Annotated in this window: 16 protein-coding genes; 11 read left to right on the plus strand and 5 right to left on the minus strand. The window is 63.3% G+C overall.

Going from position 1 to position 14424, the window contains the following annotated elements; all coding sequences use genetic code 11:
- Positions 1-3 precede the first annotated feature (3 nt).
- The 7 genes from BKE09_RS03445 (at position 4) to BKE09_RS03475 (ending at position 6298) form a co-directional block, all read left to right on the plus strand.
- Entirely contained in the window at positions 4-768 is a 765-nt protein-coding gene (locus BKE09_RS03445) for a thioredoxin domain-containing protein (protein ID WP_075674839.1), read from the plus strand.
- A gap of 175 nt (positions 769-943) precedes the next feature.
- Complete coding sequence (locus tag BKE09_RS03450) at positions 944-1438, plus strand: JAB domain-containing protein (RefSeq protein WP_003116804.1); 495 nt, start codon at positions 944-946, stop codon at positions 1436-1438.
- A 163-nt stretch (positions 1439-1601) separates the two neighbouring features.
- Positions 1602-2048: a TIGR03757 family integrating conjugative element protein gene (locus BKE09_RS03455; protein ID WP_003116803.1), complete on the plus strand. Its 447-nt coding sequence runs from the start codon at positions 1602-1604 to the stop codon at positions 2046-2048.
- Positions 2045-2995 (plus strand): TIGR03756 family integrating conjugative element protein, encoded by a 951-nt coding sequence (locus tag BKE09_RS03460; protein WP_003116802.1) that lies wholly within the window; start codon positions 2045-2047, stop codon positions 2993-2995. Before BKE09_RS03455 ends, BKE09_RS03460 begins: the two co-directional genes overlap by 4 nt.
- Positions 2996-3004: 9 nt before the next feature.
- On the plus strand, positions 3005-4399 hold the full coding sequence (locus BKE09_RS03465; RefSeq protein ID WP_013391809.1) for an integrating conjugative element protein: 1395 nt from the start codon (positions 3005-3007) through the stop codon (positions 4397-4399).
- Positions 4396-4767: a hypothetical protein gene (locus BKE09_RS03470; protein ID WP_013391810.1), complete on the plus strand. Its 372-nt coding sequence runs from the start codon at positions 4396-4398 to the stop codon at positions 4765-4767. The genes BKE09_RS03465 and BKE09_RS03470 overlap by 4 nt, the downstream gene beginning before the upstream one ends.
- Before the next feature lie 13 nt (positions 4768-4780).
- On the plus strand, positions 4781-6298 hold the full coding sequence (locus BKE09_RS03475; RefSeq protein ID WP_013391811.1) for a conjugal transfer protein TraG N-terminal domain-containing protein: 1518 nt from the start codon (positions 4781-4783) through the stop codon (positions 6296-6298).
- Between the two features lie 15 nt (positions 6299-6313).
- Here the strand turns inward: BKE09_RS03475 and BKE09_RS03480 are convergent, their stop codons facing one another.
- From BKE09_RS03480 to BKE09_RS03490, 3 genes are read right to left on the minus strand one after another with little or no spacing between them, the layout of a single operon-like run.
- A complete protein-coding gene (locus BKE09_RS03480; protein ID WP_013391812.1) occupies positions 6314-6691 on the minus strand; it encodes a DUF3742 family protein in 378 nt (125 codons plus the stop codon).
- Positions 6692-6717: 26 nt separating this feature from the next.
- Entirely contained in the window at positions 6718-7176 is a 459-nt protein-coding gene (locus BKE09_RS03485) for a type II toxin-antitoxin system YhaV family toxin (protein WP_013391813.1), read from the minus strand.
- Positions 7176-7493 (minus strand): type II toxin-antitoxin system PrlF family antitoxin, encoded by a 318-nt coding sequence (locus tag BKE09_RS03490; protein WP_013391814.1) that lies wholly within the window; start codon positions 7491-7493, stop codon positions 7176-7178. The genes BKE09_RS03485 and BKE09_RS03490 overlap by 1 nt, the downstream gene beginning before the upstream one ends.
- A 299-nt stretch (positions 7494-7792) precedes the next feature.
- On the opposite strand from BKE09_RS03490, the gene mobH reads away from it, so the two are divergent.
- Genes mobH through BKE09_RS03505 form a run of 3 tightly spaced genes read left to right on the plus strand, consistent with a single transcriptional unit; the run spans position 7793 to position 10182 of the window.
- On the plus strand, positions 7793-9670 hold the full coding sequence (gene mobH, locus BKE09_RS03495; protein ID WP_075674840.1) for a MobH family relaxase: 1878 nt from the start codon (positions 7793-7795) through the stop codon (positions 9668-9670).
- The gene (locus tag BKE09_RS23710; RefSeq protein ID WP_034012201.1) at positions 9667-9891 is read left to right on the plus strand and encodes a hypothetical protein; all 225 of its coding nucleotides are present in this window, start codon (positions 9667-9669) and stop codon (positions 9889-9891) included. Before mobH ends, BKE09_RS23710 begins: the two co-directional genes overlap by 4 nt.
- 33 nt (positions 9892-9924) lie before the next feature.
- Complete coding sequence (locus tag BKE09_RS03505) at positions 9925-10182, plus strand: heavy metal-associated domain-containing protein (protein WP_013391817.1); 258 nt, start codon at positions 9925-9927, stop codon at positions 10180-10182.
- Here the strand turns inward: BKE09_RS03505 and BKE09_RS03510 are convergent.
- Together BKE09_RS03510 and BKE09_RS03515 are read right to left on the minus strand one after the other, a co-directional pair.
- Positions 10142-11578: a heavy metal sensor histidine kinase gene (locus tag BKE09_RS03510; RefSeq protein WP_013391818.1), complete on the minus strand. Its 1437-nt coding sequence runs from the start codon at positions 11576-11578 to the stop codon at positions 10142-10144. The genes BKE09_RS03505 and BKE09_RS03510 overlap by 41 nt on opposite strands.
- Entirely contained in the window at positions 11550-12242 is a 693-nt protein-coding gene (locus BKE09_RS03515; protein ID WP_003097513.1) for a heavy metal response regulator transcription factor, read from the minus strand. Before BKE09_RS03515 ends, BKE09_RS03510 begins: the two co-directional genes overlap by 29 nt.
- 253 nt (positions 12243-12495) lie before the next feature.
- Between BKE09_RS03515 and BKE09_RS03520 the strand changes: the two genes are divergently transcribed.
- Positions 12496-14400 (plus strand): copper resistance system multicopper oxidase, encoded by a 1905-nt coding sequence (locus tag BKE09_RS03520; RefSeq protein WP_013391820.1) that lies wholly within the window; start codon positions 12496-12498, stop codon positions 14398-14400.
- Positions 14401-14424: the final 24 nt, after the last annotated feature.

The following is a 14424-nucleotide window of genomic DNA, read 5'->3' on the forward strand; positions in this document are numbered from 1 at the left end:
GCCATGGAACACAAACATCCTTCCATCCCGATGCAGGTGCAGGCGTTCCGCCGTCGGCGCTTGGGGACCCGCTGGCCGTGGGCGTTGGCTGCAGTGCTGGTTGCGCTGCTGCTGATCTGGCTCGTGTCCCGTTCGCCAGGCGGGTCCACACCTCAGACTTCGGCGCCAGTCAGCGAGACACAGGTGGCAGGGCCTCCGTGGCAGATGGGCAATCCGGAAGGTCGTTTCACACTGACGCTGTACGCGGACCTCGAATGCCCGTTCTGCCGGTCCTATTTCCCTGTGCTCAAACGTTGGGTGGCCGGCAATGCCGACGTGGCCTTGCAATGGCACCACCTGCCGTTGGCCGCACATGAACCGGCCGCTTCTGCCGAAGCGCGTCTGGCGGAATGCGCCGGCGAAGCCGGCGGGCATGCCACCTTCTGGCAAGCCGTCGAGTGGGTATATGCCCACACGCGCAGCGACGGCCAGGGCTTGCCCGAGGACCTGCGCTACCCCGACCTGACGCCAGCCATCGAGCAGTGCATCGCGAGCGAGCGGCCCGACGCGGCGATTCGTACCCAAACTGCGGAAGCCACGAACAGCGGCGTGACCGCCACGCCGTCGCTGCGGCTGCACGATCGCGAAAGCGGCAAGGCGATCCTGCTGCAGGGTCCGATCGAGGGCGATGCCTTGCTGTCAGCCATGGACATGCTCGCCGCCGGCGATCCCGCCACCACACCCACATCGGAAATGCCTGCCGACGTCGTCGGCGACATGCCCAGGTAGCCCCGGTCTTCAAGGCTACGGCGCAGTCCGCTGCGCTGACCGCAACCCGTTCGCCTCGCGTCCTGGCCGCGAACGATCACCGCTACCGCGGTGATGGATGCACCTTGTTCGTTCCCCAGGAGGGCTTGCCCTCCCAGGGCGCGCGCCCTCCGATCTCACCGTCTGGAGGTTCGCCATGTCTTTCGTCGTCAATGACTCCTACCTGGAGTCGCTTTCCGCCATCGCTACCCAACACGAGGACTGGATCATCCAGCAAGCCATCGTGCTGCTGGAGAGACGGATCTTCAAAGCTGGACCGTGCCTCAGCCGACCGGCCGCTGTGCGGGACTACCTGCGTCTGAAACTGGTCGCTGAGCCCAATGAGATATTCGCCGCTGTGTTCCTGGACAGCATGCACCAGGTGCTGGCCTACGAGCCGTTGTTCAGGGGCACGATCAACTCGACATCGGTCTATCCGCGTGTCGTCGCGCAGCGTGTGCTGGAGTTGAATGCCGCCGCGGTGGTCTTCAGCCACCAGCACCCCTCGGGCATCTCCGAACCGTCGAGCGCGGATCGCATGCTGACCCAGCAACTGCAGGTCGCGCTGGCGCTCATCGATGTGCGGGTACTGGACCACATCATCGTCGGCCAGGGTGCCCCGTTCTCCTTTGCGGAGTCCGGCCTGCTGTAAAGGTTGCACTGCTTCGTTGATCAGCGCGGAGGCTTCGGCCTCCGCTTTTTCTTCGCAGCGACGCAAGCAGGTATGCGGGGTGGCCGCGATGCGCATTGTTTGTTGGGGCCGCGTGGGGTTCGGCGTTTGACTATGGCCCTGATCAACTTCCGGGGCGCATGACATGCCAGCAGCTTTTACCCGGTTCGCACCAGGCTGGCGAACCCTTGGCCTGGCCGTGGCGCTGCCGGCATCTCTGGCCGTGTTCAGCCCGGCCACCTTCGCCGCCGACGTGGTGGTCGTCACCGACAGCCGCCACCCGGTCAAGACCGCCGGCGGCGAGCGGCTGATCGAGTTGGACGAAGCGCCCCGGATCGAGGCCGAGCTTTCCGCGGATCTGCCGGCCGACCCCGAGCGGGCAGCAGCCATCGTCCGGCAACGACTGAACCAAGGCGGCACCGATCTTCAGCGCCGCATCGGCACCGCCTACCAGGGCGTCGCCGATGCATGGAGCCTGGGCGTCGCCGCCATCCCGGCCGTCGTGGTAGATCAACGCTATGTGGTCTATGGCGAGCCGGACGTGGCCCGGGCGGTGTCCCGCATCGAGCAGTACCGGAGGACGCAGCCGTGACCCATCGCCCATTCGACTTGCTGCGCCGCCTGCGCGTCGCCGTGGCCTCGCTGCTGTTGGTCAGCGCCACCGGCAGCTACGCCCTGAACACCGCCACCATCGTGTCCTCCGTCATGTCGCCGGACTGCCTGGAATACCGGGTGGTGGGCATCTGCTACTGGCTCTACTGCACCTGGACGGGCTGCACGGTGCGCACGTCCACCAAGGTCCGGCACTACGTGCCCGATGCGGTCGTCTCCAGCTACAGCAACACCGGGGAGAACCCCTGGGTCGAAGTGCAGGCGATGAGCACGCCCAACCCATCCGCACAGGCAGGTGGGGATGGGACCACGAACGAAGACCACGAAAACAACCTCGCCAAATTCAAGAACAGCGATGTCATCGGCCATCCTGGCGGCGAGGTATTCAACCAGTTCGCATCGTCGTCGGGCTATTTCTGCCAAGGCGCGGGCACGGCCTTCATGCCGTATCTACTCAGCACGCTGGACACGCTGGCTTGGCGCTACAACGTGCCTGAAATGGCCTACCCGGAGGCGTTGATTCCGGGCATGCGCGAGGTCGGTGCGCGCACCACGATGAATCTCTGGGGCAACGTCTATCCGCGCGGCGGCTTCCTGCACCAGACCGACGACCAAAAATCCGGGGCTGTGGTGGCCCAGCGCGCGGGCGATGTCGTCACGCGCCGCGGGCAGATCCACGTGTACCAGCCGCTGCTTGCCAACGCCCGCGACGGCTACTGGCCGGCCGGCGAGCTGATGGAGGGTGATGCCTCTACGGGCAAGTGGCAGGAGCTGACGCCGCGCCTGTCCAACACCTGCGTGGTGTTCCCGCACAGCGGCACGCTGACCCAGGCCCAGCAAGGCGACTACGCCTGGGCGCTGTGGCGTCCCTATGCGTGCTGCGAACGCCGCGGTCAGGTGTTCCTGGGCAGCGTCGATTTCCTCTGAGGTGCCACGATGAAGCGTCCTGAACCGATGAACCTTTCCGCCAAGGCGTGCCGCCTGCTGCGCCCGACGGCGCTGGCCGGCACGCTCGCTCTGGTCTGCGGCATGGCGTGGGCGCAGGTCGGATACCAGAACAGCGGCCCCGTCCTCGGCGATGACGTCATGTACTCGATCGGCGGTGGCAGTGCGGTGTCCATGGGCCGCGCGGCCGGCATGCGTTCCATCGGGGTCGGCGTGGGGTGGAACAGCAACCTGATCTGCGGCGACATGAGCATCCAGACCACGCTGCGCAATCAGCTTAACGGCATCACGAACGGCTTTCAGCAGATCATGAGCAACGTGATCCAGAGCGCGACCAGCGCGGTTGCATCGCTGCCGGCGCTGATCATTCAGCGCGCCGATCCGGGCCTGTACAACCTGCTGACTAACGGCGTGCTGCAGGCGCGGCTGGACTTCGACCGCTCCAAGCTGACGTGCCGCGCCATGGCGGAGAAGATGGCCGAGACGGCGGGTGGCCAGCTTGGCTGGAGCCAGATGGCCGAAGGCATGGCCCTGCGTGACGCGGTTGGCAGCAACGATGCCGTATCGGCCGTCGAGCAGGCCGAGACGCGCCGCGGCAACGACGGCGTGCCCTGGGTGGGCGGCAGCAATGCCGGTGGCGCGGGCCAGTCCGCCATCCGGGTGGTCGGCGACGTCACCCGCGCGGGCTACAACCTGGTCAACGGTCGCGGCGTGACGGACACCTCCTCCATCGCGTCCACCAGTTGCGCGAGCCTGTCCTGCCAGACCTGGACGTCGCCGCAGCAGGCGACCGAATGGGCCACGCGCGCCCTCGGAGAGCAGGTGCAGCGCACGTGCGACTCCTGCACTAAGACCGAGACGGTGCCCGGCGTCGGGCTGACGCCGCTGATCCAGGAGGAGTACGAAGCCAAGCTGGAGGTCTTGCAGGAGCTGGTTTCCGGCACGCGTAATACCACCTTCGAGAACTTGCGCGAGGCCGGCAGCACGTCGCTGCCGATCACCCGCGGCGTGATCGAGGCGCTGCGCGACGAGCCGGACCAGGACCTGCTGGCGCGGCGCCTCGCGTCCGAAGTGGCGCTGTCATCGGTGCTGGAGAAGGCGCTCCTGCTCCAACGCACGCTGCTCACGGGCAAGAAGGAGCCCAACGTCGCAGCCAACGAACTTGCGGTGCAGGCCGTGAACCATGAGAGCGACACGCTCGACCGGGAGATCCGCAACCTGAAGACGGAATTGGAGCTGCGGCGCGAACTGGCGAACAACTCGCCGATGGCCATCATCCAGCGCCACGGCACGCGGGCGGCCGGCTCGCGCGGCATCTACGAGGGCGATCCGGTACCCGACCGCCTTGACCAGTTGCAGAAGGGCAATCCCGGAGCCAGGCCATGAACGCGGAGCGCATGGCCTGGCGCCCCTTGCGCTGGCTCTTCAGCCGGCGCGCGGCGACGGCGCTGCTGTGGGCGGTGGTGCTCGTCGCCGCTGCGGTGGGTGCCAACATCGCCGGCATCTACCTGGTCGGCAGCGTGGCCGGATGGGAGCGGTGGCTCGCGGCCGCATCGGGCTACTTCTTCGTGTGGCGGCTGTGTCTGTACGGGGCCACGGTTTACGGGTGGCTCTGGATGCGCCGCCGGCTGCTGGCGCGCGAAGACCAGGACGGGGCAGATGGGCAGGCACGGCGCCGCCTGATGCGCAGCGAGATCGCGGGCGTCGTCGCCATCGTCGTGCTGGAAGCCAGCTTGTTGATGCAGGCCGCTTGAGGGGATCGAGGCCATGACGCTTTTCACGACCGACTACCTGGAGTACTACCTCACACTCGTTTCCTGGATCGTCAACAACGGCATCTGGGCGGCCCTCGTATCCAGCGGGGTATTCGCGCTGCCTTTCGTCGCCATCGTCGTGCAGGAGTGGTTGAAAGCTCGTGCTGAAGGCGCCGACGAGGGCAATAAAGGCGTGCTGAGCGCCGCCCGCATCGAGAACCGGGTCTTCGTCGCCATCGTGGTGGTGATGTTCGCCGGCATTCCGTTCATCGACGTGGACCTAAACACCATCCAGTACGACAGCTCGCGCTCGGCCCAGTGCCAGGTCAGCGTGGCGCAGCCCGCGGATACCGGCTGGTCGCAGTCCTTCAGCACCATCAACAACCAGTCGGCGAAGGTGCCGGTGTGGTGGGCGTTCATGCACGCGCTCTCGCGCGCCGTCACGGGCGCTTCGGTGGCGGCAATCCCGTGCGGCACGGACCTGCGGCAGATGCGCATGGAGATCGACGCCACGCGCATCGATGATCCGGTGCTGGCTCAGGAAGTAGCGGATTTCTCTCGGGATTGCTATGGGCCTGCACGGGCCAAATTGTTCATGCAGCGCCCTCAACTTGATGAGCAGCAGATGCACGACGTGACCTGGATCGGATCGCGGTTCTTCACCGACACGAACGGGTACTACGACACGTATCGCTCCAGCACGCCGCGCGATGACTGGCCCTATGACAGCAACCGCGACGCTGGGCTGGCCCAGGTATCCAGTGGCGGTGGCTACCCGACCTGCAGGCAATGGTGGGCTGATGGCAGCAATGGCCTGCGGGCACGGCTGCTGGGACAGGTGGACCCGAGCCTGCTCAATCGCCTGGCGGGCTGGGCTGGCTTCCTGAGCCGGGCCGAGGTGGACAATTCGGTGATCCGCGCGATCGCGTCACCGCGGCAGCAGAAGCTGAACCAAGGCAGCGTCTATACCGACTACGGCGGCCAGATCGACAAGACCTTGCCAAACATCGTGACGCGGGCTACGGGAGACGTTGGAATGGCAGTTGGCGCGATTGCCTCGTTTCCCGCGATGGACGTCGTGCGGCAGGCGCTGCCGATGGTGCTCGCCTTGCTCAAGATGGCATTGGTAATCTGCATCCCGCTCGTGCTGGTCGTGGGCACCTATGACTTGAAGACGGTCGTCACGGTCAGCGTCGTGCAGTTCGCGCTGTTCTTCACGGATTTCTGGTTTCAGCTTGCGCGCTGGATCGATTCGACGATCCTGGACGCACTTTATGGCTGGGGGTTCGGCTGGAACCGGCCGCACACCAACTTCGACCCGCTGGTGGGGCTGAACAACGCCTTCGGCGACATGCTCCTGATGTTCGTCACAGGCACGATGTTTCTGGTCCTGCCGACGTTTTGGGTCGCTGCTTTGGGGTGGGTCGGAGTTAAGGCTGGGGTGATTGCTCAGAACCTTGCTGTCGGCTCCAAGGAAGCGCGTGATAGCGCCGGGTCAGGTGTAAACAAGGTAGCCGGCAAGGTTCTGTGACAAACAGGCCAAACCTCAGTCATCGAACGGATCGTTCGGGTCGTGAGGGTCGAGCCGCTGGCCATTGGAAGAATACAGGCCAAAGCCCGCCTCGCCATTGCGCAATTCATCCTGTTGCGTCCAGCGGTCTTCATCTCTAGCCGAATTGCCAGCCATCCATACCGCCGCAACGCCCAGCAGTAGCAACACCGCCAGCCAGAAGGTGGTGTACAGCAGCACCCCGAGCGCAACCAGCTTGACCACCCACACGAGCGCGGTGGCACCGGCCGCCGCCCCCCCCTTTGACACCAACCAGCTCGATGCCCGGCGTTCGCCGCGCACGTAGGCACGCCATCCGCGACCCAAGGTGCGGCCGAGTCGTTCTGCGGTACGGATGCGTGTCGTGGTGTTCATGGTCGTCTCCTGCTATTGAGCGATGCCTATTCCAGTTTGCTCCAATCCTGCTTGCTTGCCTGTATCAGCGCATGCCAGTCGTCTGGTGGGTTCCCGCGCCCGAGCATCTTCTCGAACACGACATACGGGTCCGATTTGCTACCCGAAGACCGCAGGGTCTGTTCATCGTTGACCCAGGCGTACACGATGACCTTCGCCTTCGAGTCATACCGGAAGAACAGCCGGAACCGCCGTCCGATCTTGGCCCTTCGCCAGTGGCGGTGGGCAGGTCCCAAGGTGTTGCCCTGGCGGTACTCGTCGCGTGCCGGATCGCCTGGCACCACATCCAAGATCAACTGGCTCAAGGCCCGGAAGAGCTTGACGTTGGCATTGGACTCGAAGCCCGTCGGGTCGTTCTCCTGCGCGCGCCTCGCGGTCGCATGCAGTTTCTGCAACTGCTCGATCACGCAGTCGTGGAAGAGCAGCGTCCAGCCATGCCGTTGCATCAGAGTTCCACTTTCCCGTCGATCTCCTCGTCCAGGTCCAGACCGTGGCCAGCATGCTCCAGCATGGCGCGGGCCAGATCCTCGGGCAGGCCCTGGACGTTCCGGCCAGCTTCGATGTCGCGGGCCAGCAGGCTCAGGAATGCGCCGATGGCGGGGTCCTCATGCTCGGCATCGACGCGGGTGACGACGACTTCGCTGCCCCGCAGATCGAACGCGAGCTTGCCACCGGCATCGACGCCGAGCGCCTGCCGGATGGGCTTGGGCAGCGTGATCTGGCCTTTGGAGGTCAGCGTGGCAACTTCGTGGATGGCAGGCATGGCGGCTCTCCTGATTGCGATACCCGCATGGTAAGGAAATTTCCTTACTTTGTCAACGTGAAGCCTCACGGCGTTCTCCGAGTCCAAGAATCGGCCCATCGTAGGGCGTGAACAGCCAGCCTTCCTGCATCAATCCGGCCCTGCTGCAACCCGCATTGGCGGTGGACGGTCAGCACCCGTCGCCCTATACCCAAAGGCTGTAAAGGGTCGAAATGGCAAGGGAATGGGGTGCAAGGGGAAAGGCTCTATCCCGAAAAGGCAAAAAGGCCTCCCCGCTCGGCCCGCGACAGGACACCCGCATGCTCTCTCTGTTCCAGCGAAAACGGCCCGCGGTTGCTGCTGCTCCGACGCCACCATCGGTCACCGACCTCCCGAAAGGGTTGATGCGGCCCGAGTCGGCCGCATCGCTGCTGGCCACCCCGCGCCGGCAGAAGCTGCTGGAGCACATCTGGCAGCGCACGTCGCTCTCACGTAAGCAGTTCGCCACCTTGTACCGGGCGCCACTGGAACGCTACGCCGAGCTGGTCCAGGCTTTCCCGGCTTCCGAGGCGCATCATCACGCTTACCCCGGCGGCATGCTGGACCATGGCCTGGAAATCGTCGCCTACAGTCTGAAGCTGCGGCAGTCCCATCTGCTTCCCATCGGCGCAAGCCCCGAGGACCAGGCTGCGCAGGCTGAGGCCTGGACTGCTGCAGTCGCCTATGCCGCGTTGTTGCACGACATCGGCAAGATCGCCGTCGATCTGCACGTCGAACTGGCCGATGGCTCGCTGTGGCACCCGTGGTACGGTCCGCTGCACCAGCCGTACCGCTTCCGCTACCGCGACGATCGCGAATACCACCTGCACAGCGCGGCGACGGGCTTGCTCTACCGCCAACTGTTGGACACCCAACTCCTGGACTGGCTCAGTGGCTATCCCGACCTGTGGGGACCGCTGCTCTACGTCCTGGCCGGCCAGTACGAGCACGCCGGTGTGCTGGGCGAACTGGTCGTGCAGGCCGACCGCGCTTCCGTGGCCCAGGAACTGGGCGGCGATCCGGCGCGCGCCATGGCCGCTCCCAAGCACGCGCTGCAACGCAAGCTGCTCGACGGGCTGCGCTACCTGCTCAAGGAACAGTTGAAGCTGAACCAGCCGGAAGCCTCCGATGGCTGGCTCACCGAGGACGCGCTGTGGCTGGTGAGCAAGACGGTATCGGACAAACTGCGTGCGCACCTGCTGTCCCAAGGCGTTGACGGCATTCCTGCGAACAACACCGCGGTGTTCAACGTCCTCCAGGATCACGGCATGTTGCAGCCGACGCCCGACGGCAAGGCGATCTGGCGCGCGACCGTGACCAGTTCCACCGGCTGGTGTCACTCGTTCACGCTGTTGCGCCTCGGGCCCGCGCTGATCTGGGAGCCAAGCGAGAGGCCGGCGCTGTTCGCCGGCACAGTGGCGATCGAGGCGGCGGCCACGGACAAAGGGCCCGATGTGTCAGCCACTACTCCGCCGGCCGGAGCGGAGTCAGCCTCGGAGGGCCAAGAGGTTCCGCCATGGGAGGGAGGTAACCCCTCTCGTCCAGCGAAAGGTGAACCGCTGCCCGACGCCATGGAAGACATGCTTTCGATGGTGGGCATGGTGAATTCACCCGCAACCCGGCAGGACGCTGAAGCACCTTCGGAGCCGGTGTCTGCCGCGCGTACTGAAGCGACGACCTTGACCGCACCTCAGCGTTCGTCCCCAGCGCCCAAGCCCACGACAGCGCCATCCGGAGAGCACTTCATGGCGTGGCTGAAACAAGGCATCGCTTCCCGCCGGCTCATCATCAACGACGCGAAAGCGCTCGTGCATACCGCGAGCGGCACCGCCTACCTGGTCAGCCCCGGCGTATTCCAGCGCTATGCGCAGGAGCATCCGCAAGTCAGCGCGCTGGCCAAGCAGGAGAGCCAGCAAGACTGGCAGTGGATACAAAAGCGCTTCGAGAGGCTGCAGCTGCATCGCAAGCAACCGAACGGCCTGAACATCTGGACCTGTGAAGTAACCGGGCCTAGAAAATCCCGCCGTCTGCATGGATACCTTCTGGAAGATCCGAGCCTGCTTTTCTCGGAAACGCCTCCGAGCAATCCCTATCTATCCCTGTTGGGTGAGACCAGACACTGCGAACAGACTTCAGGAAAGCAAGGGGCGTCAACATGACCTCCTCAATTTCGCCGGGGCAGTCTATTGCCGCCAAAGCGCACCTTTATTCAGACAGAGCCAAAGGCCCGATGAGCGCAGCGATGATGGAACAAGGCAGCGCCTCTCCCGTCTCTGGGCTGCACTACGCCGGCAAGAAGCATAAGGTCATCGCTCCCGACCGGGAGATTGTCTTCGAGTTCTCGCAGGACTGTCTGGACTCGGGCCGATTCGCTCCTTGACACCACAAATACAGCTAACAGGAAAGAGCATTCATGAAGTCGATCAACGTTGAAGTCGGAGGGCTTGTATCGAGCCTGAGCGGTGAGGGAGTGCGCCGCAAGCTGCTGTATCTTCACGGCGTCCATAATGCGGATGCCAACTATGTTGCGGGAAGCGCAACGATTCATCTCGACGAGCGATGCCTCAGGGTCAAGGATCTGCGCCATTGCATCTCCGAATGCGGCTATCCGGCACCGAAGCTCACCCGGACTACTGCCGCAGATGGGGCAGTGCCAAGTCAAATCTTGTGACAAGCTCGCTGGAGGTCACGGCAACAGAACCACCATGCGCCTCCGCAATCGATTTCACGATGGCAAGGCCAAGACCGGCGCCCGCCGTATTTCGTTGCCGTGCCGGATCAACTCGGTAGAATCGATTGAAGAGCTTTGGTAGATCGGGCTCAGGAATTTTCTCACCGGGATTGACCACACTGATCGTTGTCCACTGCTCATCCTGCGAGAGCAAGACCGTGATGCTCTTCCCGCGAGGAGTGTGTCGAATTGCGTTCGAGAGAAGATTGTTCAGCGCCCGGGTGAGCATTTCCCGATCCGCCGCTATGCTGCCGATCGCCCCTTTAACGCCAAGCGTAATGCCGCTATCTTCTGCCAGCGCCTCGAAATAGTCGAACAGACTCCGCACCAATTCGGACAGATCAATTGTAGACAAGCGCAAGTTGCGGGGATCATTTTCCGTTTGGGCAAGAAACAGCATGTCTCCAATCATGCGTCCCATCCGATCAAACTCTTCCAAATTTGAATAGAGGATTTCTCTGTATTCCTCGTTGCTGCGCGGCTGGCCAAGCGCTACGTGAGTCTGCGTGACCAGGTTGGTGACGGGCGTGCGCAACTCGTGCGCTATGTCTGCGGAAAAGTGTGATAGCCGGGTGAAGCCTTCCTCGATTCTCGCCAACATATCGTTGAAGGCAAATACCAGTTCCGCCAGTTCGATCGGCACATCCCGAGGATCCAACCTCACATCCAGCTTTGAAGAGCGAATCGCCCGAATCTCTTCATTGACCTTGCGAATCGGCAGATGGCCCCACTGCACCGCCAGCCAAGCCACACCGAGCGCCAGACACATGACCAAGCCGGTTGCCCACCAAAGCATGCGCTTGAACTCCGCCAGGAAGTCGAGATGAAAGCCGATGTCCATGGCGGCGACGATGCGGTAGCCGGACGCCGCTGAATCGTCAGCAGGCAGTTGTACCACCACACCTCGATATGACCTCTGATCCTCGTGCCACACGATCAAATCGTCAGCGGTGATGCGGTTCACCAACTTTTTGTTACTGTCAAGTTTCGACAGGTCAGGACCGGGCGTGGCATAGATGCTATTGCCAGACCCATCGTAGACGCCGTACGTCATCCCATGATGTCCTGCGACTGCGTTGGCCAAGTGTTGCTTCAGTTCGTCGCTTGCGATGTCACTTGCAAGCTGGTGCAAGGGCTGAGCCAAAGCGGCTGTCACTGCCTCCAGTTCGTGGGCATCCTGTTGAGCAAAGTGGTGCTCCAACGACCGGAGAATGACCCAGTTGAACACAAGAAACACCAAGGTCGTGGCGATACCAACCAGGGCCGTGACCCTCAATGCAAGCGACGCTGGACGGCTTTGCCGCGGCTTATGGCGCAGGGGCATCATCGGGCGCATCGAGCGTGTATCCCATTCCACGCACGGTGTGGATGAGCTTCGGATTGAACGCATCGTCTATCTTCGCGCGTAGGCGGCGGATGGCTACATCGATGACGTTGCTGTCGCTGTCGAAATTCATGTCCCATACCTGCGACGCGATCAGAGAACGTGGAAGGACTTCCCCCTGGCGACGGGCCAGGAGCTCAAGCAACGCGAACTCCTTGCTGGTGAGATTGATGCGTTGGCCAGCGCGCGTTGCACGTCGGCGCGCCAAGTCCAGTACCAAATCGGCAACCTGGATGCGATCAGGCTGGCTCGGAGCGCTTCCGCGTCGCAGCAGCGTCCGCACCCGCGCCAGCAACTCAGAGAAGGCGAATGGCTTGACGAGGTAGTCGTCCGCTCCCAGTTCCAATCCCTTGACACGGTCGTCCACACCGCCACGCGCCGTCAGAAAGAGTACAGGGACCTGTTTACCGGCATCTCGAAGGGCACGCACGATGCGCCAGCCATCGACATCCGGCAGCATGACATCCAAGACCACCAGATCGTATGTCTCGCCCATGGCCAGGTGGTGTCCGTCCAATCCGTTGCGCGCCAGATCCACTACGAATCCCGCCTCCATGAGACCTTGGCGGACGTAATCCGCCGTCTTGTTCTCGTCTTCAACGACCAGCAGTTTCATCGCATGTCCCATGAAATCGCTGCGGCGCAGAAAAATAGCCGCTCACGATGTACGCATTCATCCACTTCAATCAGCAATTTACTGGTTGCCAGCTTCCACGAACATGACACGAACATTACATGAATGTAATTCAAGGGTCATTCGGTGGAAAGTGCCCAACCCATAGCATGACCTGCATTGCGTCGAACTGTGCCGCTCAGGATGGGGTGGCGTTTAGAACGACTTCCGAGTCATCTATGGAGGATTTCAGGCCATGCCGCCTCGTTCACCCTTTTTTATCGTGCCCCCACAGGGCCTTTCTCGTCGGCGTTTCGTCCAAGGGTTAGCCGCCGGCGGCGTTCTCGCTGGGCTGTCCACGCCGGCGTTCAAGGCATTTGCCCAGCAAGGCTCCGCGACGCGCGGTGCCGCCCCTGTGCTAAAAGGCACCGAGTTCGACTTGGTGATCGCCGAATCGCCCGTGAACTTCACGGGCAAGCCAGGCGTGGCTACGACCATCAACGGCTCGCTGCCGGCACCGACATTGCGTTGGCGCGAGGGTGACACCGTCACAATCCGTGTGACCAACAAGCTGCGTGAAGCCACATCCATCCACTGGCACGGGATCATCCTGCCGTATCAGATGGATGGCGTGCCGGGCATTAGCTTCAAAGGCATCGCTCCCGGCGAGACCTTCACGTACCGCTTCAAGGTTCAGCAAAGCGGCTCCTACTGGTACCACTCGCACTCCGGCTTCCAGGAACTCACGGGCATGTACGGGGCGATCATCATCGACCCCGCTGGCGCCGAGACCATCCGCGCCGACCGTGACCACGTGCTGCTGTTCTCGGATTGGACCGACGAAGACCCGATGCGGGTGTTCACCAAGCTCAAGTCCCAAAGCGACTACTACAACTACAACCAACCTACCGTCTTCGACTTCTTCCGGGACGCCTCGCGCGACGGCATGGCCGCTGCGATCGACAAGCGCAAGATGTGGAACGAGATGCGGATGAATCCGACGGATCTCGCCGATCTGTCCGCCGCCACGCTGACCTATCTGGCCAACGGCGTCACCCCCGCCGGCAATTGGACGGCGTTGTTCCGACCGGGGGAGCGCGTGCGGCTGCGCATGGTCAACGGTGCGGGCAACACCTTCTACGACGTACGCATTCCCGGACTGAAACTCACGGTGGTGCACGTCGATGGTGTTGACGTGGAGCCGGTGACGGTCGATGAGTTCCGATTCGGTCCGGGCGAAACCGTCGATGTGATCGTCCAGCCACGGGATGACGCTTACACGATCTTCGCCCAGGCGATGGACCGGACAGGCTACGCGCGTGCCACGCTGGCCGTGCGTGAAGGTCTTCAAGCTCCCGTGCCTGCCCTCGATCCGGTCGAATGGCTGACCATGAACGACATGATGGGCGGCATGATGGGGGGCATGGACCATGGCGGGTCCGGCCAGGCCATGGAGATGACCGGGATGACGGGCATGACGGGCATGACGGGCATGACCGGGATGACCGGGATGACCGGGATGGGCTCGGGTTCGATGTCCGGGATGGATCATGGGGCGATGGCTGGCATGAACCACGGTGGCATGGCGATGGATCACAGCCAACACGCCGCGGCTGCGGGGGGACTGGCCGTGCCCAGCACTACTGCCCGCCACGCTCGCACCGAGTATGGTGCCAGCACGGACATGCGCGTTGACATGGCGCGCACCAACCTCGATGACCCCGGCATTGGACTGCGCAACAACGGTCGGCGCGTGTTGACCCTCGCGGATCTGCATACCCCGTCGGGGCCGCTGGACAAGAGAGGCCCTGGCCGGGAGGTCGAATTGCACCTCACGGGCAACATGGAACGCTACGCATGGTCCCTGGACGGGCTGGAGTTCGGAAAGTCCACGCCGGTGCACTTCAAACACGGCGAGCGGCTGCGGGTCATTCTGCACAACGACACCATGATGACCCATCCCATGCACCTGCACGGCATGTGGAGCGAGCTGGAAAGCCCCGACGGTCGCTTCCTTGCGCGCCGCCACACCCTGCCGGTGCAGCCGGCACAACGCATCAGCTTCCTGGTGACAGCCGACGCGCTCGGCCGCTGGGCGTGGCACTGCCACCTGATGTTCCACATGGATGCCGGCATGTTCCGCGAAGTCGTGGTGTCTTGAACCCAGCGCACAAGGAAGACCAAG

The sequence above is a fragment of the Stenotrophomonas sp. TD3 genome, from assembly GCF_001939825.1.
Lineage (GTDB): Bacteria > Pseudomonadota > Gammaproteobacteria > Xanthomonadales > Xanthomonadaceae > Stenotrophomonas.

Excerpts from the sequence above, each read along its gene's own strand:
- BKE09_RS03520 (WP_013391820.1), top strand. The coding sequence starts at position 12,496 with ATGCCGCCTCGTTCACCCTTTTTTATCGTGCCCCCACAGGGCCTTTCT.
- BKE09_RS03505 (WP_013391817.1), top strand. The coding sequence starts at position 9,925 with ATGAAGTCGATCAACGTTGAAGTCGGAGGGCTTGTATCGAGCCTGAGC.
- BKE09_RS03480 (WP_013391812.1), bottom strand. The coding sequence starts at position 6,691 with ATGAACACCACGACACGCATCCGTACCGCAGAACGACTCGGCCGCACC.
- BKE09_RS23710 (WP_034012201.1), top strand. The coding sequence starts at position 9,667 with ATGACCTCCTCAATTTCGCCGGGGCAGTCTATTGCCGCCAAAGCGCAC.
- BKE09_RS03455 (WP_003116803.1), top strand. The coding sequence starts at position 1,602 with ATGCCAGCAGCTTTTACCCGGTTCGCACCAGGCTGGCGAACCCTTGGC.
- BKE09_RS03450 (WP_003116804.1), top strand. The coding sequence starts at position 944 with ATGTCTTTCGTCGTCAATGACTCCTACCTGGAGTCGCTTTCCGCCATC.
- BKE09_RS03465 (WP_013391809.1), top strand. The coding sequence starts at position 3,005 with ATGAAGCGTCCTGAACCGATGAACCTTTCCGCCAAGGCGTGCCGCCTG.
- mobH (WP_075674840.1), top strand. The coding sequence starts at position 7,793 with ATGCTCTCTCTGTTCCAGCGAAAACGGCCCGCGGTTGCTGCTGCTCCG.
- BKE09_RS03475 (WP_013391811.1), top strand. The coding sequence starts at position 4,781 with ATGACGCTTTTCACGACCGACTACCTGGAGTACTACCTCACACTCGTT.
- BKE09_RS03510 (WP_013391818.1), bottom strand. The coding sequence starts at position 11,578 with ATGCGCCCGATGATGCCCCTGCGCCATAAGCCGCGGCAAAGCCGTCCA.
- BKE09_RS03515 (WP_003097513.1), bottom strand. The coding sequence starts at position 12,242 with ATGAAACTGCTGGTCGTTGAAGACGAGAACAAGACGGCGGATTACGTC.
- BKE09_RS03490 (WP_013391814.1), bottom strand. The coding sequence starts at position 7,493 with ATGCCTGCCATCCACGAAGTTGCCACGCTGACCTCCAAAGGCCAGATC.
- BKE09_RS03445 (WP_075674839.1), top strand. The coding sequence starts at position 4 with ATGGAACACAAACATCCTTCCATCCCGATGCAGGTGCAGGCGTTCCGC.
- BKE09_RS03485 (WP_013391813.1), bottom strand. The coding sequence starts at position 7,176 with ATGCAACGGCATGGCTGGACGCTGCTCTTCCACGACTGCGTGATCGAG.
- BKE09_RS03470 (WP_013391810.1), top strand. The coding sequence starts at position 4,396 with ATGAACGCGGAGCGCATGGCCTGGCGCCCCTTGCGCTGGCTCTTCAGC.